The sequence below is a fragment of the Desulfovibrio sp. SGI.133 genome, from assembly GCF_050313955.1.
GTDB lineage: Bacteria > Desulfobacterota > Desulfovibrionia > Desulfovibrionales > Desulfovibrionaceae > Desulfovibrio.
Genome location: NZ_JBNPMK010000001.1, coordinates 218,953 through 240,495, shown reverse-complemented (window position 1 = coordinate 240,495; position 21,543 = coordinate 218,953). Strand labels below are relative to the sequence as shown.

The window sequence follows — 21,543 nt, the reverse complement described above, 5'->3', positions numbered from 1 at the left end:
CATGCCGCTTGAAGAAGCTAGTTACCGGATGCGTTCCGCCCCTGAAGAAGATCTGGCTCGATATCAGAATGGGCAGGCCATGTCTGAGCGTATCAGGGAGTGGCTTGCGACCCCGGAAGGTTCTGTCGCCCATGACCCATCATGGGGGCACAGACTTGATGCCTTCAAGTTTTCGCCTCTTTCCAAGGGAAATGGCCTGGAGACACTGATAGAGCTGTCCATCACGCGCAAGCTACCTTTGGACGTCGAGGATATCACGATTCTCGCTGTGAAGGTCGATGTCCTGGATATCGACATGTTCCTGCTGACCATCGTCCATCAGTTTGGGAAGGATGCTGTCCAGGTCAAACTGTAGGAGACCGATATGATTCTTAGCGATACCGTAGCGGAGAAATTCAAGAAACTGCTATCCCTTGCCCCCTCATGGCAGGATCTGACCGGCTCCCAGTTCGTAAAGCATCTGGCCATATTTCTGGGCTGGGCCATTGAGGATTCGGCCTACAAGGTCGAACGCGCCCACCAGGAAGGATTCATCGACACGGCTTTGAATCGAAGCTCCATCCTAGCTCATGGAGAGGGCAGGGAGTACATGCCACGTAAGCCATCACCTGCCACAGGCAAGGCCGTTTTCTTCAATCAGGGCGAGTATTCCTTTACCCTGCTCCGTGGCTATGAGCTCATGTCTGATGCTCAGGTTGTCTATACCTTGGAAGAGACAGTCGTGGTGGGGCCCAGGGAATCTGTATCCGCCGTCGTGAGCCAGCGAAGCAAGTCGATCTTGGAATTTTCCATCTCGGAGGAAAAGCCCTTCTATGAGCTTCTGCTGGGGCAGGATATCTCTCCCCGGATCGTGAGCTTCAAAGTCTTTGTCCAGGAAGAGGGACAGGAGTTTGAGGAGTGGGAATACAGCCGGCTGCTGACGAACTCCTACCCCGAGTCGCACGTCTATGATGAGTTCTATCACTTCACAGACCAGATAGGGATTCGCTTTGGCAACGGGGATTTTGGCAAGATTCTCCCGCAGGGTACGAAAGTCCGGGTGGAACTCGTGCTAACAGAAGGCGATACCATCTTGCTGGAGAAGCAGAGCCTGTGGCCCGTGGAAGAGATCCGGGACGCGAATGGCCTGTCAGCCCAATATCAGATTACGGTTTCCCAGACCATCCAGAACGGGGAAGCTCAGGAGGGCACCGAGGAGATGCGCCGGAACCTGCATTACGCCCCGGTGTACAATGAACGTCTGGTTTGGGATAACGACTACGAGTATTTTCTGCGCCGCCGCTTCCCTGAGATCGTCTTCACTCGGGCTTGGGGGGAGGAAGAAGCAGAGAAGATGTGGGGATATAACGTCGAGCACATCAACAGAATTTGGATCTCGGCCTATAGCCCGGAGAGAGATATCCGAGAGCTGGCTATGAAGGCCATCCATGATGTGCCGATGATGTGCCGCAATTTTCAGTGGTATGAGCCAGAGCACATCGAGTTCTGGCTTGTCATCTCAGGCCGCATCCTGGAAGACCGGCTGTTGTCTGAAGCCGAGGAAGCCATCCGAGATGTGCTCCTCAATTTTTATGGCAAGGCCTCCCGGTCGAGACGAGACAATGTGCTCCTGCATGAAATCTACGAGGCCATCTATTCGACAGGCTTCTTTGAGAAGGAGTCCGGGGCCTGGTTCGAGGTCGAAATACACGGGAAGCAGAATGCTGACTTGATTTACCAGATGGTGAGTATCAATATGGATAGGACGGCAGTGCAACTGGCGTATTTGTAAGCAGTACAATGATCCCGTCATAAGGCTTGTGATCGTGCCTCTAGAGCCCCACTAGAACACTGGTGGGGCTTTTTTTTACCCTTTTTCTATATCTGCCATATCTGAGACGATTCTGATTGTCCTCGGCTTCCCCCTTCGCTTACCCTGAACGAAAAATGACGGAACGTCTTCAGGGGCTCTTGTGATTAACTGGCTCTTTCAACGACTGACTCCTGCCAAGCGCACGGAATCTCGCTGGGCAGAACTTGCCTCTACGCTGGAAAGCATCTGGGAGGAATTTATCGATCCCCGGATCTCCAGAGTGGAGCGCCTGCGGTCGTCCTACCTTGCGGATAGCGATGACCTAGCCAGAAAACTGAGAGAAATGGGAGACTATTTCTCCTACGACATGCCCCGGGAGGAGGATAAGCCCATCGCTTTGGCCTGGCGCCGGCTTGAGCTCCAGTACAAAGACCTTGAGCTGATCCTCAGCTCAGTGTTCCGCAGAAATTACCAACAGCTGCCGGTAGTCTGGTTCCCGTTGTTCGCTCCGAAGGATGCCCCATACGGCTCATATTTCGTTGTAGCCGAAGGAGACCAGACCAGCAAAAACATCCCACCTGAGGGCATGTTCCTGACCTCTCGTGGGTGTCTAGGCGTCGATTTCGGACACCTGCATGGCATGGGACTTTCCATGGCTGCCTTTCGGGAGCGGGCAGTTCACCTGGTAAAGCGAACCAAGCCGCTACACATCGTCTATGACGGCATAGTTTGGTTCATATATTTCTACCTTCCTTTTGAGGTCGATTTCACAGTCAGTTGGGAATCAGAAGGAAGTGTCATCTTTTTGTTTGGGACGACAGGAAGCCGTTTTGACTTCACGCCGGATGCTGAGCGTGCCCTGGATACGGACATACTTGGCTTCAAGCAAAGCGTTGAAAATACAATCAGGGTTGATTTTATACCGGATTACTATCGGGGATGGCGCCTTGATATGTTCCTTCCTGAGGGGTTTCCTGAGGAATTGGCATGTCTCGACTTCGTTCTCCCCGGATATGAAGGGATGCAGCTCTCTCCGTTGTCTTTTGTCATCTATGAGGTAGAAAGGCGGATTAATCTTTTTCCTCGCCTGGATGTTGAATGCGGAGAATCGTCAAAAGACATCACGATGCTGTCTGTTGCTTATGCCATCAATGCCAGCCTCGGGAAGTGTCATGTTGAAACTGTGAATAAACTCCCCTTTGAGGAAGGCTATATCCAACTCGACCAGCATCCATCCTTCGATGATGTCGCAGCTGACTTCAGCCCGTTAGATTATCCCTATGGAGGAACCATACATGCCTGTTGAGCCACGTCCTTACCAGCAAGCCAAGCTGCTCAACCGCTACTATGAGAAGGTCGGAAAGGCCGCAGCAGGCCAGGGCCAGTGCCCTCGCTTCGTGGAGTTCCGGGCAGGATTTGGCTTGGTTGATGAGTCGGATCCCGGCAATCCCCATCTGCTGACCATCCCTCCCAATATGACGGAAGTCCCACGCGAGTTTTACCGGGGCCTTTGTGAGCCTGTCTATTCCAACGGTATGACGGTCTGTAAGTGCGAGATTCCCATCGGTGCTGTTGATTCTCCCCAGCGGTACAACCTTGTGGGGATTTTTGACCAAGATAGCGACCTGGTTGCTGTCTGTACGACGTGGCCCGACTGGGTGACGCCGACAGAACTCTATCGCCTGTATCCCACGCTCACGTTCCCGCTGGAGACGGAAGAGGAGGGGGGCAGCAATGTCTAAAACACCTCCTGCCCTTCGCCAAAGTGTGCGATGGGGTGAGCGTTATGTCTCAAGCGCCCTGAATCGCAAGTTTGCGGGGATCTTGCCTGCTGGCATCTATCATGGCTTCAGGATCAAACCGGGCGGAATCATGTCCGTGCTAGTCGAACACGACGCCGCGTACCCTGATCGTAGTGTCGCTGTCGTTGAACGGGATGGTTTCTCTCTCACGATCGTGATGGATGACCCAGGCTATGTCGATATTCCTACGGCTGGCGTCTGGTATGTGGTCATTGAGGCCTTCTACATCGAAACGCAGGTCGGCTATCAGCGCATCGTCGCACGCCAAAAAATCGAGCCTCATCATGTCGTTATCGGTAAGGTATCTGTCCCCGAAGATGGCAGCGGGGCTGTTCTCATCACCGATGAGATGATTTCCGATGATTGCAGGACCGACAGCTCGGATATCACCAACCCCGGTCTTGACCATATCTCCGCAATCGTTGAGTCGATGCGCCAAGTACAGGAGGCCGTTTGGATTACGGACGCACCTGTCGCATCAGGGGAGCGCCTGAATCTTCCCAACGGCCTGAAGTACGTCCCGGGTCAGCATCTGCTTGATATCAGCTGGGATGGTCTGAGCTGCTTTGCTGGGCAGCAGTATGAGGAGTGCGCTCCCCAGGAGGGGGAAACGGAAAGCTCTTCTGTGACCATGCTGTTCGATGTGCCGGCTCAAAGTGAGTTCAAGGTGTCGATTCGTGGCTACAGCCTGGAATCTCCCTTGCCATCCAAGCCCCTCATCAATCTTTCCCAGAAGATTTCCAATCTGGAAAAAACTGTCGCCAAGCTCTCCGACGAGGTTGCGTATGTCGATACGCAGCAGCCGGATGAAACTGTCTAACCTTCTAACCAGGAGAAAATCCCATGGCTGATCCCATCAAAGTCAAACTTCTTGATGCGCAGAAAAATCCCATCCTGCCCGAAACCAGCGCCGACCAGGTCAAGACGGCTGACGGCAGCAATGTGGAAACCAAACTCAAGACCCTTGAAAGCGCTGTCAGCGGCAAGGTCCCCTGCCATATCGTGGAAGATATTCCGGCTCGTGATGGCCTGGAAAGCCCGAAGCAGGGCGATCTGTGCTGGGTTAAGGACGCCAGCGCCGATGAAAGCGTCAATTCCGGCGCGGCCCAGTACATCTACGACGGCAGTGCGTGGGTGAAGATTGCCGAAGCCGAAAGTCTGGATCTTGTGGTCAACTGGGCCGACATCCAGGGCAAGGAAGCTGTTGAAGCGGCTATGGGCAAGGCCCACGAGCACGCCAACGCCGACATCCTCAACGGTATCTCCGCCAGCGGCGACACCATGACCGTCAACGGCAAAACGTACTATTCCGGTCGCATGGTGGCCATCATCGAAAACGGTGGCGAGATCCCCGCGGATATGAATCCCAACGGCATCGTGTTCGAAAAGGCCGCCGTCTAGGGGCAGGGAGGGAGTCCTGTGTCGTACATCATCAAGGATGCCAAAGGTAACAAAATCGGTATGCTGCCGGACTCCCTCCGCGTGGCCCAGGCTGCCGAGCTGCGTTCCCTTGCCGGGAGCCGCTCGGCAGCCATCGAGGCCGGCACGCAGTTCACGGTGCCGCAGTATGAGGTGGGCAGCGTGGCGCTGGAGGTCTTTTTGGACGGCGTCGCCTGCATGATCGGCGAGCAGTACGCCGAGGTCGGCAGCAAGGGCCAGACCAGTACGAAAATCGTTTGGAACATCGAAATCGCCACGGATCGGGACATCCTGGTCCGCTGCAAGTAGGAGGTCAGCCATGTCGTTTCCCGGAATCATCCGCCGCCTGTTCGCCAACAACGGGGCAGGCCCCCTGCTCCGGGGGGATATCCTCCCCCTGAATTACGGGACATGTTCCACGGCCGCAGGTACGGCGGCCAAGGTCGTGTCGATCCCTGGTTTTGCGCTGGCCACGGGCGCTGAGGTGACTGTCCGTTTCACTGTCACGAACACCGCCAGCAGCCCGACGCTCAACGTCAACAGCACCGGGGCCAAGGGCATCCGGTACAAAAATGCCGCTGTGCCGTCCGGCTATATCGTGGCGAACAAAACGTACCGGTTCGTCTACGATGGCACCTATTGGCAGATCGTCGGCGACGTGATTGCAGAGCTGCAGGCGCAGATCGATGCACTCGCCCAGCAGCTCGCCAGCCCCTGGGACTGCATTCCTGTCGGTATCCCCATCCCGGTGGTAGGGGTCAAGTTTGGTGGCTCGGATGGCCGTCGTGCCATCATGCCGGGGGAATCGAAGGCGCGAGAAAACTGGATCATTTGTGACGGAGGCAGTGACGGTAAAGATGGAAAAGTCCCGGATCTCAGGGGGCGTTTCATTTATGGGGCCGATGACGACCATAAAGCTGGCTCTACTGGCGGCTCTGCGACCCACACGCACAGTATATCCGGCACTGTCGGCGCCACGACGTTGAGCGTGGAGCAGCTGGCCAGCCACACGCACCCTGTTCCGCTTCTGGTTAAACTTGATGGCGCAGGCTCAAACATTTCGCGGACGGTTAAAGGAGAGGGAGTAACTACCGGTGCCACCGGTGGTAGTCAGTCTCATACGCATAGCCTGTCCGGGGCCAAAAGCGGCAGCGCCAGCAACCTGCCGCCATACTACGTCGGGCAGTATGTGATCCGCGTCTGAGTGGCGACAGACGCTGGGTTGAAGGTGATGACCGGGTGTATCCGGCACTGTCGGCGCTACGACGTTGAGCGTTGAGCAGCTGGCCAGCCATGGGCACCCGTATTCCGCGCCTAAGCCGGTGCTAAATGCCCAGTCCGCGAATGCGAGGACCGAATGCAAAAGCGAAAGCGCCACAACCGGGCTTGTCGGCGGCAGCCAACCCCATACGCACAGCCTGTCCGGGGTTAAATCTGGAGCCGCCAGCAGCTTACCGCCGTACTATTCGTTCCCGTACATTATGCGCATCGAATAACCAAAGGCAGGGCATAGTATGGCGGCAAACTGTTGGCGGCCTCGGAGCTGGACCCGGACAGGCTATGCGTATGAGGCTGAGAGCCTCCAGTATCTCCAATTGCAGAGTTAGACCACGAAGGGCTTTCTCCAGAACCGTCGATATATGTGGTGCCACTACTGTCACGTCCTGTTGCGGCACGATGGCGGTGGCTGGCCAGCTGCTCAACGCTCAACGTCGTAGCGCCGACAGTGCCGGATACACCCGGCCACCACCCTCAACCCCGCGTCTGTCGCCACTCAGACACGGATCACATACTGCCCGGCATAGTACGGTGGCAGGCTGCTGGCGCTGCCGCTTTTGGCTCCAGTCAGGCTGTGGCTGTGAGACTGACTTCCACCAGTCGTGGCCACTCGATTTGATTCCATATTGGTGGGATTGCCTCTCCCCGCGTCAATACCATTCCCGGCCTCGGTATTCCCAGCAATCCTAATTTTATGAGTATGGCTCGGCATCTGCTCCACGCTCAACGTCGTGGCGCCGACAGTGCCGGATACACCCGGCCACCACCTTCAACCCCGCGTCTGTCGCCACTCAGACACGGATCACATACTGACCGGCGTAGTATGGCGGCAGGTTGCTGGCGCTGCCGCTTTTAACCCCGGACAGGCTATGCGTATGGGACTGAGAGCCGCCGGTTGCCCCAGTTTTCCCGTCAAGACGGATGACATTTAGATCGTTACCATGGACGGCGTTTGTTTGCTCCTTCCCTGCTGGAGTAGCATGCGTATGGCTGGCCAGCTGCTCAACGCTCAACGTCGTGGCGCCGACAGTGCCGGATAGATTTTTTAACCCGCCGCAATGCGGCATAAAACAAGGAGATAAGCCATGCCCAGAGTAACCGTTGTCCCTGCGGATAAGCTCATGATTGTGGACGGTCTGGCCCTGACCTTCAATTTTAGCGCTCCGAAGGGTATGCACGCCCTGCAATGGGACGGGGAGCAGGGGCACATTGAATGGCAGGGCAGCGATGATGAGCCGCCCCACAATGAGCCTCTGGAAGCTGCCAGCTATGCGGATCAGGTAGCTCCCTATGTTGACCTGTGGACGAAGGAAAAAACACGTTTGGACAATGAAGAGGCTGCGGCGGAAGCCGAATACAACAGCCTGCCCAATGTCAAAGCCCGCAAGCTGGCCTCCATTGATGCTGAGACGTCTGCTGCCATTATGGCCGGCTTTGAGTGCGAGGCTACGCCGCCGGATGCCGTCGAGCCGGAACTGCTGCACTTTTCCTACGACAGCTTTGACCAGCAAAATTTTGCTGACGCAGCCGTATCCATGCAGCTTTCGACTGCCGGGGGAATCCCTACGACTACTCCCTGGAATGCCTACCGTAATCATACGGCGGACAGCAAAGGCGATCTGGTGATCTTGCAGCTGACCGCCGAGACCTTCCTGCCTATCTATGCGGCCGCGCTGAACCACAAAGCAACGAAAATGGCCGAAGGCGGAACCCGCAAGGCTGCGGTCGAGGCCGCACAGACCGTGGAAGAACTGGAAGCCATCTGATGACTGCATACATCCACAACCTGCTGGTGAGCCTTGACCAGCTATGCAATGCCGTGCTTGGTGGCTGGCCGGACGAAACTCTGTCCAGCCGTTTCTGGCGCTGGCATGTCGATGGTGTGCGCTCCTGGCCATGCCGCTTCTTGGATAAAGTGGCGGCATGGCTGGGAGACAAGGATCACTGCCGGACATCGTATGAATCAGAACGAACCCGGAGGCAGCTCCCGCCTGAGCTGCGGGCTCCTCTGTGATGGGGGGAACATGGAAATTACGCTCTGCGCGACGCAATCCCATCTGGCAACGGCGTGGCGAGATCGCATCGGCTCCAGGCTGGCGGCCACCGTGCGGGTGGTGGAGGGGGACATCCTCTCCCTGGACGTGGCTGCTGTGGTCAGCCCGGCCAACAGCTTTGGCTTCATGGATGGCGGGTTGGATGGCGTGTACACGCGCTGTTTCGGCCCGCAGCTCCAGCAGCGTCTCCAGCGTATGATCCGGGAGCAGGCTGGCGGTGAGCTGCTGGTGGGGCAGGCATTGCTGGTGGAGACCGGGCATCCGCACATTCGTTGGTGCATCAGCGCACCGACCATGCGCGTGCCCACCTTGCTGGATACGCCTCTCCCGGCCTATCTGGCCACACGGGCTGCGGTGCGTTGCGCACTGGATGCCGGTCTGGAAAGCGTGGCCATCCCCGGCATGGGGACAGGGACGGGCGGTCTCGCTCCCCGGGAGGCCGCCGCTGCCATGCTCTGGGGTATCCGGGATGCCCTTTATCCGCCAGCCTTCCCGGCCTCGCTGGCGGACGTTTTGTCGTTCTAGGAGCACATGATGAAACCACACGAAGCATCGGCTAAGGAACGCGGTGAGGGCGTCCTTTTTCAGCGCATCCGCCGCATCACCGGCTATCTGGTGGGCACGCTTGATCGCTTCAACAACGCCAAGCGCGCCGAGGAGCGCGAACGGGTGAAGCACGGCATGGGAGGTCAGGATGCAGGACGATGATGGGCTGTCTCTCCCTATCGGGGGCGTGATCGAGGATGTGTACATCACGGCTCCCGTGAGCCGGGGAGGGGATGGCATCACGGTGTACGGCAGCGATGGCCCTGTGGTTATCCGCAACTGTACGGTCGATCTCGGCCGCTGGCCCTTGGACAAGCTGGATGAAGGCCTCTCCGGCGTGGACGGGGCTCGTGCCGAGGCCCGGATGACTAAGGTCTGCCGCGTAGGCAAGGGCGTCCTCTGGGGAAATGGCGACTACCCAGAATCAGATGCAGCCCGTGGAGAGCTTCTGCTGGAGGACTGTATCGTGCGCGACATCGGACGCCGCGCTCCGGAGGCGCAGGATGGCGTTCGCGTGACCATGAGGCGTTGTGTGATCCGTAACTGGGGCATCCGCGGCAGGTTCTCAGTGCGCGCCTTTGCCTCATGGGCCCACGATGGGGCCAGCATCCGGGCCGAGGACTGTGTTTTCTGGCAGGATCGCTTCCTGCAGGCCGGGCTGCGCGGGCTGGTCGCGGATCTGGCAAATTGGATCGGCTGGTGCTGGCAGCGTCGAGACTGGAACCTTCTGCACTGGTTCCTGCCAGGCGTGTGTCGCGGCCTGACCGCCAGCCAGGGGGGGAAGGTCAGCGCCTGCCGTTGTTATGCCAACCACTGGTGGATCCGGTTGCAGGGGCACCAGGGTGCCAGGATGGAAAAACGGGAGGCTCTGGCCCTCATGGCTCGCCTTGAGAGCAGGATGGTGCCAAGGTAGCTTTTTTTCTGAGTTCTTTTTGCCATAAGGACCCTGGAGGTTCTTTATGGAAAAAGACAGACTGGAAAAATGGCGATTCTCGTGGCGTGACCCGGCGACAGGCAGGACGCGGCGCCGGACGTTCCCCTCGGAATCCGAACGTGACGCCTTCGCGGCGACCATGAGACAGGTCATCGAGCGGGAGCGTCAGCTCAAAAAACAGGCTCGGCAGCGCAGTGCCCGGATAAGCGCGCAAAGCCTGACGGTGCGGGAGATAATCCAGCTCTACCTTGAGTTGCAGATAACCCGGCCCGGGACGAAAAAGGCTACGGCCTATCACTGCCGCCCCTTGCTGGCCATGTTCGGCACTCGTAAAGCGAGGATGCTGACCATGCAGGATGTGTTGGCCTTCCGCGAAGCCCAGGCACTGCGGCAGGTGGGATTGTCCACGGTGCGGCTGCGCCTGGGCATTCTGCGTTCCGCGCTGCGCTGGGCCGTGACAACGGGGCGTCTGGCCGCCAACCCACTGGACGGCATGAAACTACCGCGTGTCCGCAGCCGGAGGGCCTCGCCGCCCACAGCGGCGGAAGGACGGAAGATGATGGAGGTCGCCGCCCCGCATATCCGCCGCATCATCGCCATCGGCATGTACTGCGGTCCGCGTATCGGGCCAAGCGAGCTGTTCCGTCTGCGCTGGGCTGACGTGGATCTGGACGCGGCCCAGCTCAACATGCCGTCGGCTTCCAAGGCCGATGGCCCTGACGGACGTTTCGTGCCCCTGCGTGGCGATCTGGTGGCGCTCATGCGCCGCTGGCAGGATGAGGACAGCGCCATCGGCTGTCCCTGGGTCATCCACTACCATGGCAGGCCGGTAAAGAGCGTCGGCGCGGCGTGGCATAGCGCCCGTCGCGCGGCAGGTATCCAGCGCCGTATCGTGCCATATTCTCTGCGCCATGCGTTCCCAACGATGGCGCTTGAGCATGGGGCGGACATCGGCAGCCTGGCCGAGATCATGGGGCATACCAGCAAGAGCATGATTCTAGAGCATTACCAGCATGTGACGGCTCACCTCAAGCGAGATGCCGTCCAGCGCCTTCCCTCCATCCTGCCGGAAGAATAGTTTTCCTAGATGCATTTGCTAATAGAAGCTGCGGATAACTCCTAATCTATCCCCCAAAGGTCATGATCCTTTGGGGGTATTCTTTTCTCAGGATACTTTCCACATGTGCCATATCTAGGTTGTTTTTCTTTGCTCGCAGATTTTTGAGAGGGCAGGATAAGGGAAAAATTCTGCGAGGTTTCCCATGCCCTCAGTATCAAAGCAGGTCAGGTTGCCATTCGAGACTTTGACAGAAGCCGGCCTCAAGCCGCTTTTGAAAAAGTTTGCTACGTGGAAGTGCCCCGTGGCTTCCGTCGATGCCCCAAATAAGGCTAAGCGCGAGAGCGGCTTCTTGGTCAAAAATTTTACGCTGACCTTTGAAGACGGCCAAAAGATGCTCGTACGCGTGAAGGCTGATGGAACCGTATTCCAGGTAAAGCTCAATAATAAAGTCGTTCCCATCCGTCATGTCGATGACCTCGACAAAGCGGTTATCGAGCTTGTGGACTATGTGCAGGAAAATGCCCGAGCCTACGAGAGGGCAAAGATTCAGCGCGAGAAGAGGAAGCTGCTTCCTCCCAAGCCATCTATCACCTTGAGCAGGAAGGAAAAGCTCAAGCAATCCCGAGAGGCGCTCCAGCAGCTTACAGATAGCAACCAGGATCTTGAAGGCCAGGTTGCTTCCTCGCAGTCCGATGTGGATCAAAAGTCAGAACAACTCGCTGCTGCTGAAACAAGCCTGGCGAGAGAGCGCGATAAAACCAAAAAACTTCAAGAAGAACTTGAAGAAATTCAGAAAAAGCAGGGAGTCTAGCCATGCCCAATACACAGCGCGTTGCGGCACTTTCTCCGGTGTTTGGGATGAGATTCTATAACCGGGACGACCTTGCTCCTCGTGGTTTTTCTGATGCTGAACTGGCGAAAACTTATGCGGCCTTGGCAGATAGCAACCACAACTTGGACATGCTGCTGGAATCAGCAAGTTTCGAGGAAGTGGATTCATACCTTAACCCAGGCATAGATCCAGTGGACGAGAGCTTTATCCTGGAAGCTATCGTTGTCGACAAATTCTCCAAGACCGAACACCGCATGAAGGCTGTCGTGCGTACCCTGAACCGCCACCTGGCCGATAGCGGAATTTCTGCGCTCGATCCTCAGATCGGTACGCCTCGAAAATCGGGCGGCTGGGCCTACGTAACGGTCCAAATCCCGTTTTCTGATGGGCAGTCCGTCTCAGTCATCTTCCATGCCCCTGAAGGGGATAAACGGCGAATTTCGGAAAACGATACGATCATCGCATTCCGCTGGCTGCTCAACCGCCGGGATATCACGCATGTCGTTGCCCCAGAAGATGGGAGTGAGGTCTCGCTTGAGACCTTGGCAAAGCGAATCTCTCAGCTGGTCGTGAAAAACTCTGAAAGATTTCAGCGGACCCAGAAAGAGGCAGAGGCAGAAAGACGGGAGCTGGAAGCCCTCAAGCAGGCTGTTTCCGAGGCTGAGCAGAAGCAGGCGGACATGATGAATACCGCCGCAGAACTGAATGACAAAGCAGTATCGCTTGAGGCCAAGTTGGCGAATACCCTCGCGCTGCTGGAAAAGCAGAAAGGAATCAATGCCGAACTTCAGGCTAGGATTGATGCTCTGCGTAAGCTTAAAGAGCATGAAGAGGATCCCTCTCCTGGTAAGGGGAAGTCCCAGGGAACCAATCAGACAACGGATCGTGACCAGACTGGCGATACTGGCAATGGCTCTCAAACAGGCCCAGAAGCAGCTGCGGAGGCAATCCTTCAAGACATCATCGCAGGGAAGTATGATACTACCCCTGACCGCATCGACAGCCTTCTGGATGAAGCTGCGGCGAGCATTGAACAAGCTGGGCTCATGGAACGGTATGATGACCTTTTGAATGCTGCCGCAGATCACTACACCGAAGTGTTGGAAAAGGAGGCTAACTGATGAGCCTTTCTTTCACTGAAAAACGCGACTTGCAGAAGGCGATCAAGACAAATCTTGAGCAACTCAGGGCCGGAAATCTCTCCTTTTCCGAAAAAAGGGTGGCGCAGAAGGCTATCCGCGATGCCTTGGACAAGCTGAAAGGGGCCACATCAAAAATCAAGAAGAGCCTTTTTGATCGCCTCATGTCTGGGGAATTTATCTCTGAACGTCCGATGGGCTTTCTCGATATTGTGAGAAAGGTTCTGGATGAGGTCAAAGATTTACGCCTGATCCATGAGCCTATTTTGGCCTATATCAAAAGAAACTACACGGATGGAGACGCCATCCTTGAGGATGTTGGCCAAACTGTTGTCATATCTATCGACAGCAGCACGACCAAGGATGTCCTTGACCGACTATCCAAGCTGCTGAACACAAAGCACCCCATCGTTATCAACAACAATGCCTCAGGGAGAGGATAGCATGGACATCGTAGCGGCGGAAAAAGAACTCCGTAGCTCAACTTCCTTTGATGATATCCATTTGCTCTGGGACGAGCTTTTTGGTGTGACAGGCTATAATTTCGCGCTTTTTTCTCAAGGTGCGGAATTTGCTGATAGAGTAATGTCTGAAACGGACAAAAATGTCGTATCGCTCTTCCAGCTCAAATCTTTTTATTTTTCTCTTCCTAGAGCAATACGTGATGAACTCATGCAGTCTAGTGAGTATCACGATATTCTTACCATGGCAGAGTCCGTGTCTGACAGTGATGTAAAAAAATTTGTGGAAGAGTCAGGAAGCAATCTCATCTCTGAGAAGTATCCTAACTTCTTTAGCGATCTTGAAAAATTAAAGGATGCAAGCAAAGTCCTCCTAGACGTTAGGAGGGAAATAGATAGGAACGCTACCTATTGGTATGATTTAGGCAAATCGGAAATCCAGAAACAAATGGATTCTGACGAGGAACTCATCAACCTTCTGAAAAAGCAGAAAGCCTTTCAAGAAAGAATTAAAGCATCGGGTACCTTTACAGATGAAGATCATGAAGAAAACATGCATCTGTATGCCCAGATATCGAAGCGGTATGATGAAATTCGAGATATCGTATGGGAGGATATCGGCAAGAAGGAGCGCGAATCCATGTCCCAGCTACAGGAGCAGAGGGATCGTCTGTACGCCGAGACTGAGGAACTTCAAACGGCACTGCTGAACAGTCTCAAGGATGTCTTGAAGGAGCATTCTCCAATCTCCGCTGAAGAAGCCCAAGAATGGGTTGAGAAAAGTGTCTTTTTCGACTCAAGCGCCACAGCAAAGATGAGCCGCTTGGGCGTGTCGATTCCCCAGTTTAAGGAGTCCCTTGCCGAGCTGTATCGCTATCTTGGCGGAAAACTTGGCATCATCAACTTCGTTGTGGAGGGGCGCTCAAAGCGGGCATTTGCCAGGGGGAGGGGCTTGATAGCTCTTCAGGGGGCTATCAATACGGAAACTTTGTTCCACGAATGTGGTCATCTGGCAGAGGCGTGGGACCAAGCCATCAACGCGGCCTGCCTCCGGTTTGTCAAGGACCGCGCAGAAGGGCCCCCCGTGTCGCTGCGAAAGCTCACGGGGAATCATGGGTACAGTCTGGCCGAGGTCGCATATCCTGACTCTTTTATCGATCCCTACGTCGGTAAGCACTACCGTCATGCTGCGAGTGAAGTGTTGTCGATGGGGATCCAGTGTCTCGCTAATGGAGCCTCCCTGCGCAGCTTGGCCAAGGATAGTGAACACCTCAAACTCATGGTCGGTATCTGCACCATGCCGCGACGTCCCGATATGGCTGAGCTGGTGCAAAAAGCGCAGCAAGCGGCTGCCGCTGAACAGCTCCAAAAGGATCTCGCAGCAAAGTGGAATAAGGCGTTGGGACGGGTTGCGAACAAAGCGTTTTCCGAGAGGCTTTTGGATTCGGGAATTCATGGCTACAGGATGTACCATATATTCGATAGCTATGAACTTTACGATCCTGAAAACAATTTGATCTACGCTACAAGGTATGGGGGAAATCTCAAACAGTTTCTCAGAGTTGCATATCTCTATATAGCAAATGCTGCCGACCTCCTTCCTGGAAAATTTAATAGCTTGGATGAGATAAAAAACGCTGCTGAACCTGAGAGTAATTTCATCCCCAGCTGGTTCGATAACTCATCTGCTTTGCCAAGGATTCAATAGAGATGCAGGACTTCATTTTTTACGTAGCAACATGCCCGAATGGGCTTGATGACTTCGAGGAGTACAAGGGCCTCAAACGCCTGCCCGTGGGTGTTATGAGAATTGTTATCTCGGCTGACTCCTGGGATGAGAATGGGAAAGCGACCTACCATGCCTCGGATCTTCAGGTTTCCATGTTCAAGGAATGGATGGCAGGCCAGTTTGATATGCGTGGGTACGCCATAAATCCCGATGCCTTCACGCCTGAACAGTTACATGGACTTCTGGCAAGGTCATGGAGATTTCCTTTCAGGCTGGATGGGGAACTCCCGCCTCCCCGTGAACCGGAAACCATCCCATACATTTCGTAGTCGCTCTAATAGAGGAGTTCCCCATGAGTATGATTCTTGAGCGTAGCCAGGAACCTCTCGGCGAGATCGTAAATGAGGTACGCCAGGCCCAGGCCTTTTGGCAGATTGAAGGGCTTTTCAAGCGTCTTTTCGGTATTCCGACGAGCCCAGATTCCTACAAGCAGGGCGGCTCTCCCTATGGCTTGAAGGTTCGAGGCAAGGTCGCCCGGGAGAAGCTCAATGAGCAGTGTCGTGCCATCCTGGAGCGCGTCACAAGTGCCGAGGAACTGACACCTGAAGATCGCGAGATTCTGCTCCAGTACAGCGGTCGCGGGGGGCTGACAGTCAACTCCCAGTACGAATACTACACGCCGACCCCTGTTGCAGAAGGCGTTTGGGGGGCCATGCTGGCCAACGGTTTCGCTAACGGTAACGTCCTGGATCCCTGCTGCGGTTCTGGCGTCTTTTCGGGCACAAAGCCTGGTGGCGTAGTTATGACGGCCAATGATCTCGATCCTACGGGGTCGCGCATCGCGGCGCTGCTTAATCCTGAAGACCACATCTCCACGCAGCCCTTTGAACGTGTCGCGACCTCTGTCGCAGATGATACGTTTGATTCTGCCATCGGCAACGTCCCATTTGGGAATGCTCGTGGCGCCTCCATGCATGAAGACCCAGCCTATAAAAAAGAGCGCCTGATTGAGCGCTATTTCATCCTGCGTATCCTGGATAAAATTAAGCCAGGCGGCCTGGCCTGTCTTGTCTGCCCGACGAACATTGTTGGCAATACGGGGCGCAGGTGGGAAGAGTTTCGGATTGCCCTTTCAAAGAAAGCGGAGTTCCTTGGCGCTCATAAGCTCCCCTCAAAGACCTTCTCTGCGCAGGGGACTGATACTGTGGTCGATGTGGTTGTCCTGCGCAAGCATGGGCGAGATCTCTTGGACAAAATCGAGGATATCCCCTTCGACACCCTGAAGCGGGCCAACGTCGTTTGGGACGAGTTTGTCAAAGGCAGATACTGGTCCGGAGAAGGGCGCCAGTTCATCATGGGGAAGTATATTCCCAAGAAGGCAGGGGAGCGTTTCAGCCGGGAAATAGTTGATGGAGAAATCGACAGTGGGGATCTGAAGGCCAAGCTCGCGCAAAAGTTCTCCAGCAGAATCGACTGGGATATTCTTGATATGGCAGAGCCCATTACCAGGGCCTATGCCGAAGGGGATCGCCGTTCCATCGGCGAAATCATGTATGAGCTGCGTGGCGGGGCGTGGGAACGTGTACAGGAGGAGAGTAGGGAGGTTGCCATTGATGCGAGCAAGTACGGCGCTGAAAGCGTTGAAGCCCTCGAATCACTGCTTAAAACTCCCGCAGGAGCCCTGTCTCTTTCCGCTGACCAGGCCTTTGCCGTTTACAAGGTATATCCTCATCTTTTGTCTTCCCAGCAGGTGGATGCTGTCCTTTTTGCCATGGGGCAGGCAAAAGAGTCCTGCCGCGAGCAGGTTTACCGCGGCTCTCTCATCGGCAGCATGATTGCCAAGATGGGGGCTGATGAAGCGGAAGGCGCAGACGTGTCTGAGACCAGAAAGGCCCTACAAGAACTGGTGGTTGGAGAGATCGAAAAGTATGGACATCCCTCCAACAACAGTGTCCTTTCCCTTATGGGCGAGCATTCCAGGGCGTTTGGCGTGTTTCAGGGGGCTGTCAGACTGGACGGTACTTTTTCTGAACTTCTCGCAGGTACCCTTGATAAGCGCAGTGGCCGAGAATATGACCCTGCGAATATCGGGGAGATTGTGTCCTACCTCTATCTTCGTGAAGATCGACAGGACATTACCATCGAGGACATCAAGGCGCTCTACACTGGCCCTATGGCCCTGGAAAGTCTTGGTGATTTGGCTGAATGCGAAACTATCGCCATAGATCCTGATGGTACCATTTCGACTTGGGGCAGGTATTGCTCAGGCGACGTCCTGCCGAAGCTGACCGCGTGTGCCGAGGCTATCAAAAATGTAGACGATCCACGCTTGCAGGATAAGTTCAGAAAGCAAATCGAAGGCATCAGGAAAGGCATGGTGAATACGGCCACCGACGATATTGCTTTCGGGCTGCGCGACAAGTGGTTCTCCAAGAAATATATCGTCGAGTTCCTGCGCGAGAATGGCTATCCTGATGCCACGTTCGGTTCTTTCCGTGAGGTTGAGGTTGTCCAGTACGACGGATCCATTGAAAAGAAGAAAAGGTTTGTCGAGGACTTCGACGCGGAAGATGGAGAATTTGAGGGGATTCCTGGCGTACGTTTTGACGGTCAGTTCAAAAAATATCTTGAGGGGGGGAATGTCACTTCGAGTACGCAGGAAAACATCCAAGCGTATCGGGAGCAGGTCGCGAATTTTGAAAAAATGTTCAATCTCTGGATGCACCAGCATCCTGATATCGACGAACTGACTGAAAAGTTCAACCTCTGCTTCAATTCCTATGTGCCCTATGAACATGATGGCAGCCCTCTGGGAATCGACGATATCCTTTCAGGCGAGATCATCCCGCACAACTATCAGAACGCGGAGGTGCGCCGACTTTCTGAACAGGGAGCTGGTATTTGTGGATTTGGGGTTGGCCTGGGAAAGAGTTTTTCAGCTCTGGCCTTGGCCGGCTACAACTTCAAAAAAGGCCGGGCCCGGCGGACGTGTATCGTTGTACCGTCGGCAGTCCTGGAAAACTGGTATCACGAGAGCCGTCAGTTCTACAGCTCTGAGTACATGGACACCCATGTCTTCTTTGTAGGCCTTGAGCCCAAGCGGGATAAGGACGGGAATATCCTGCGCAAGCCTATCCTTGACGAAAGGGGAGAGCCGCGGAAAACCCGCAGCGGAGAACCGTTGCTCCAGGATCAGGTCGTATTCCGTAATGCTCCACAGGATATTTTTGAAGCCATGTGGAGCATCCCCCAGTCTAATTTCTCTCTTGTCGTGATGACGAAGGAGAAGTTCGCGGCCATCCCTCTGCGGCCCTCCACGAAGAAAGCCTATACCGATGAGATGGTGTCACGACACCTGATGTCGGCTCGGAACGCGAATAAGGTCCTGGATACCGGTAAGAGAAGCTACAAGGAAGACAAGGAATTGCTCAACCTGCAATCCCGATTCAGCGATGACGGGACCAAGAAAAAAGGAGAGCTTCCTTATCTTGAGGATATGGGCTTTGACTCCATCATCACGGACGAAAGCCATTTCTTCAAAAATTCTTTGGAAGCAGGGGAAACAAGTCAGGGCATTGCCTATATGCCTACGGCTCCTACAGCACAGATTGCTGTGGATATGGCGATGAAGAGCCACTATATCCGCTCTATGACAGGTGGATGTGGCGTCTACGGGTTGACGGCAACTCCTGTCACGAACAGTCCTCTTGAGATTTTCAACATGTTGTCCCTGGTGGTTTCGCCAGATGAATTTGAACGCTTTGGCGTGCGCACTGTAGACGACTTTGTGAATGTTTTTGCTGATATCCAGACGATATTCAAGCAAAGCGTGAGTGGCGAGATCAAGCAGACTCTTGGCATTACCGGCTTTAAGAATCTGGATGGTCTTCGCAATCTGTTCCACAAGTATGTTTCGGTCAAGACGGTCGCAGACGTGGATAATGAAATCCATGTTCCTCATGCAGAAGAGGCAGAAGAGAGCGTCACTATCAGCGAGGAACAGGCCCAGATTTACGCACAGCTGCGCAAGCGAGCCAAATCCATAGTTGAGAATAGATCGAAAGATGACAGTATCTTCTCGGTTATTCGTGACATGGATAGACTCACGACAGACGTCGATATGTACCATCATACCATGACGTTCAATTTCCCTGGAGAATACAAGGAAGCCGTCGCGAACATGGTCCAAGGCCTACCGACGTCGGTGAAGATGAACGTCACCAACGAAGAGACTGGCAAAGCCGAGAGCCAGGTGGTGGAATTTGAGCCAGAACTCACCGATAGCGGAGACACTGTAACCTTGGTGGTGCATGAGCTTATGGAAGAAGCCGTGCTGATGGCTATGAAAGAGGCTCATATACCTGAAGACAGAGTATCACATCCCATTACTCCGAAGTACGCAAAGATGCTTGAGAACCTGAGAAAGCATCTTGAGGCCGGAGGAAAGCAGCTGATCTTTACTGAGGAGAAATCACAGCATCACAAGCTCAAAAGAATCATAGTCCATCATCTCCCCGTCAGCGTTGAGCAGATAGGCATTATCAATGCTGATGATGCAAAGGGGGAAAGACTGGACAAGATCTCCAAGGCTTACAATGCGGGCCAGATCAAGATTGTGATAGCCAACAAAAAAGCTGAGGTCGGGGTCAATTTGCAGAAGGGAACCGTGGCTATCCACCACCTGACGCTGCCCTGGACGCCGGCCAGCATCAACCAGCGAAATGGCCGCGGTGTCCGCCAGGGGAACAAGGTCGATACGGTATCTGTCTACTACTACTGTGGCAAAGGAACTTTCGACAGTTACCGCAAGGAACTTTTGCAGGCCAAGGCCGACTGGATCAACGAGCTTCTGACTGGGACTGCAAGCCACGCGAAAAATGGTGATTTGACCGGTATGGAAGAGATGCTCGATATGCTTTCGGATGACCCAGAGGCCGCTAAGAAGGCGAGAGCAGAAAGGCTGGCCGCAGAGGAAGCTAAGCGAGCTGAGGCTGCAAAGTCTTCACTGGTCAACCGTTTGCAGATTCTCATTTCTGTCCGACATAGCCTTTCTACGTTCGATCAACGCAAGGAAGATCGACTCAGAAAAATTACCTCTGATATTAAGTCCCTGGAAGATAGGCTTGAACGTGCAAAGTTTGCTGGAAGATCTACGGAGACTCTGGAGAACCAAATTGCACGTTTGAAGGCAACTCAAAGCAACTTGGATCGCGTTTTCGAGCAGGAAAAGATTAAGCTTGAATCCAGGAAGAAGCAGGCCGAGGGTGTGCTCAGAATTGCTGCGAAGGAAGGACGCCTTCCCTTCGATTCTAAACTGATTGACAACCCAGATAATAGTGTCGTCAGCACGTCTGGAGAGATTTTCACAGTTGGAGAATTTTGGGAGTTCACTAACGACTCTAACTCTTCTGGTAAGATTTTTAAGATCCTTGCTGTAGATCCTAAAAGCCGTGATATTGAGATCTCGGTAATGGGTAGCGGGTATTCACACAAAATCTTAAGCACCGCTAAACTCAACGCCAAGCGTGTTGAGTATTCCGAGAGCGAGCTCAACTTGAAAATTGTTCTCAGTTCTGGCCCTGTTTATTATGGAAAACTACCTCAACTAGGGATTACGAAACAGCAATATCTTGACCATGCGGACGAAATTTCTTTGTATACCTACAGCGGTGTCGTCTGTATGTCTGATAATGGTGAATATGTACTTGTCGCCAGCGACAATATCCCCGAAAATCATACTGTTGTGTGGCCTGAGCCAGAAAACGAAGACTTCAGGAAGCGTGTCTTTGAAAAGGTCGTCGACCATGTACACAATGGTGGGAGCTTGTGGTCATTTGACTCTATGCTCAAAGAACTCTTTGGAAGAAGCTACAGGGACGAGCTCGAAAAATACAAAAACAATGCTACCGAAGCAGAAATCCTCAATATTCTGGTATCTGCTTGGGAAAACGCATTTGGCTCTGATGAGGACGGCAATAAGGAAGATCGCTATAAGCGGGCCTTGTCCATATACTCTGTAAGTGCTCGACAGGCCTTTACCGAAGGCGGTTTCGACAATGTATACGACTTCAGTCGTTCTGAGATGGAATTCAGCACAGGGAAGCGTGCTGAACTTGCTGCCCTGGAACAGGAAAGGCGCCGGGAAGAGGAAAGGCGTGCTCTTGAGGCACTGAAAAGCCATCCAGACTATAAGGAAGTCCCGGCGGATCTCGCTGCAAAATTTGAGGAACTTGGTCTGACAGTCAGGGTCAACACTACGGATATCTCGCTAAGATATCGTAATTATCGGGCGCAGAATTTTGCCGCGTTCTCACGCTACTTCGTCCATGACAAAGCTGGTATCGGCGGCCCCTTGAACAGGGTTAAGGATATTCTGAAGGCCAGATATGATGCCAAGTTCACTAAGGACTGGTCCGAGTCTCCGGGAACGGCGTGGTGGCATGTCCCCGCAACCGTGGATCTCAATGAAATCTACAACCTGATTGCATAGGAGTCTC

The 21,543-nt window shown here is 54.3% G+C and carries 19 protein-coding genes; all 19 read left to right on the top strand.

The window, feature by feature from the left end; all coding sequences use genetic code 11:
* Window position 1: 1 nt before the first annotated feature.
* The 19 genes from ACQRBR_RS01080 (at window position 2) to ACQRBR_RS00990 (ending at window position 21,536) form a co-directional block, all read left to right on the top strand.
* Complete coding sequence (locus ACQRBR_RS01080; RefSeq protein WP_303996523.1) at window positions 2-355, top strand: hypothetical protein; 354 nt, start codon at window positions 2-4, stop codon at window positions 353-355.
* 9 nt (window positions 356-364) lie between these two features.
* Window positions 365-1,771 carry a hypothetical protein gene (locus ACQRBR_RS01075; protein ID WP_427812065.1) on the top strand — a complete coding sequence of 469 codons (1,407 nt, stop codon included), beginning with the start codon at window positions 365-367 and terminating at the stop codon, window positions 1,769-1,771.
* Window positions 1,772-1,952: 181 nt separating this feature from the next.
* The gene (locus ACQRBR_RS01070; RefSeq protein ID WP_427812064.1) at window positions 1,953-3,098 is read left to right on the top strand and encodes a hypothetical protein; all 1,146 of its coding nucleotides are present in this window, start codon (window positions 1,953-1,955) and stop codon (window positions 3,096-3,098) included.
* Window positions 3,088-3,534, top strand: coding sequence for a hypothetical protein (locus ACQRBR_RS01065; protein WP_304008163.1), 447 nt, complete (start codon window positions 3,088-3,090; stop codon window positions 3,532-3,534). Before ACQRBR_RS01070 ends, ACQRBR_RS01065 begins: the two co-directional genes overlap by 11 nt.
* Window positions 3,527-4,414, top strand: a complete 888-nt coding sequence (locus tag ACQRBR_RS01060; protein WP_304008166.1) for a hypothetical protein — start codon at window positions 3,527-3,529, stop codon at window positions 4,412-4,414. Before ACQRBR_RS01065 ends, ACQRBR_RS01060 begins: the two co-directional genes overlap by 8 nt.
* A 23-nt stretch (window positions 4,415-4,437) precedes the next feature.
* Complete coding sequence (locus ACQRBR_RS01055) at window positions 4,438-4,995, top strand: hypothetical protein (protein ID WP_427812063.1); 558 nt, start codon at window positions 4,438-4,440, stop codon at window positions 4,993-4,995.
* Between the two features lie 18 nt (window positions 4,996-5,013).
* On the top strand, window positions 5,014-5,322 hold the full coding sequence (locus tag ACQRBR_RS01050) for a hypothetical protein (protein ID WP_006004892.1): 309 nt from the start codon (window positions 5,014-5,016) through the stop codon (window positions 5,320-5,322).
* A gap of 10 nt (window positions 5,323-5,332) precedes the next feature.
* Window positions 5,333-6,217, top strand: coding sequence for a hypothetical protein (locus ACQRBR_RS01045; protein WP_427812062.1), 885 nt, complete (start codon window positions 5,333-5,335; stop codon window positions 6,215-6,217).
* A gap of 1,159 nt (window positions 6,218-7,376) precedes the next feature.
* Window positions 7,377-8,057 (top strand): hypothetical protein, encoded by a 681-nt coding sequence (locus ACQRBR_RS01040; RefSeq protein WP_427812061.1) that lies wholly within the window; start codon window positions 7,377-7,379, stop codon window positions 8,055-8,057.
* 258 nt (window positions 8,058-8,315) lie between these two features.
* On the top strand, window positions 8,316-8,870 hold the full coding sequence (locus tag ACQRBR_RS01035) for a macro domain-containing protein (RefSeq protein ID WP_427812060.1): 555 nt from the start codon (window positions 8,316-8,318) through the stop codon (window positions 8,868-8,870).
* A gap of 6 nt (window positions 8,871-8,876) precedes the next feature.
* A complete protein-coding gene (gene nrdD, locus ACQRBR_RS01030; protein WP_427812059.1) occupies window positions 8,877-9,053 on the top strand; it encodes an anaerobic ribonucleoside-triphosphate reductase in 177 nt (58 codons plus the stop codon).
* Complete coding sequence (locus tag ACQRBR_RS01025; RefSeq protein WP_006004900.1) at window positions 9,040-9,804, top strand: hypothetical protein; 765 nt, start codon at window positions 9,040-9,042, stop codon at window positions 9,802-9,804. The genes nrdD and ACQRBR_RS01025 overlap by 14 nt, the downstream gene beginning before the upstream one ends.
* A gap of 46 nt (window positions 9,805-9,850) precedes the next feature.
* Window positions 9,851-10,903: a tyrosine-type recombinase/integrase gene (locus tag ACQRBR_RS01020; RefSeq protein ID WP_427812058.1), complete on the top strand. Its 1,053-nt coding sequence runs from the start codon at window positions 9,851-9,853 to the stop codon at window positions 10,901-10,903.
* A gap of 184 nt (window positions 10,904-11,087) precedes the next feature.
* The gene (locus ACQRBR_RS01015; protein WP_304038182.1) at window positions 11,088-11,696 is read left to right on the top strand and encodes a hypothetical protein; all 609 of its coding nucleotides are present in this window, start codon (window positions 11,088-11,090) and stop codon (window positions 11,694-11,696) included.
* A 2-nt stretch (window positions 11,697-11,698) separates the two neighbouring features.
* Window positions 11,699-12,838 carry a hypothetical protein gene (locus tag ACQRBR_RS01010; protein WP_427812057.1) on the top strand — a complete coding sequence of 380 codons (1,140 nt, stop codon included), beginning with the start codon at window positions 11,699-11,701 and terminating at the stop codon, window positions 12,836-12,838.
* Window positions 12,838-13,299 carry a hypothetical protein gene (locus tag ACQRBR_RS01005; RefSeq protein WP_427812056.1) on the top strand — a complete coding sequence of 154 codons (462 nt, stop codon included), beginning with the start codon at window positions 12,838-12,840 and terminating at the stop codon, window positions 13,297-13,299. Before ACQRBR_RS01010 ends, ACQRBR_RS01005 begins: the two co-directional genes overlap by 1 nt.
* Window position 13,300: 1 nt before the next feature.
* Window positions 13,301-15,025, top strand: a complete 1,725-nt coding sequence (locus ACQRBR_RS01000; RefSeq protein ID WP_427812055.1) for a hypothetical protein — start codon at window positions 13,301-13,303, stop codon at window positions 15,023-15,025.
* 2 nt (window positions 15,026-15,027) lie between these two features.
* Window positions 15,028-15,375: a hypothetical protein gene (locus ACQRBR_RS00995; protein ID WP_303996279.1), complete on the top strand. Its 348-nt coding sequence runs from the start codon at window positions 15,028-15,030 to the stop codon at window positions 15,373-15,375.
* A 23-nt stretch (window positions 15,376-15,398) separates the two neighbouring features.
* Window positions 15,399-21,536 carry a helicase-related protein gene (locus ACQRBR_RS00990; protein WP_427812054.1) on the top strand — a complete coding sequence of 2,046 codons (6,138 nt, stop codon included), beginning with the start codon at window positions 15,399-15,401 and terminating at the stop codon, window positions 21,534-21,536.
* Window positions 21,537-21,543 lie beyond the last annotated feature (7 nt).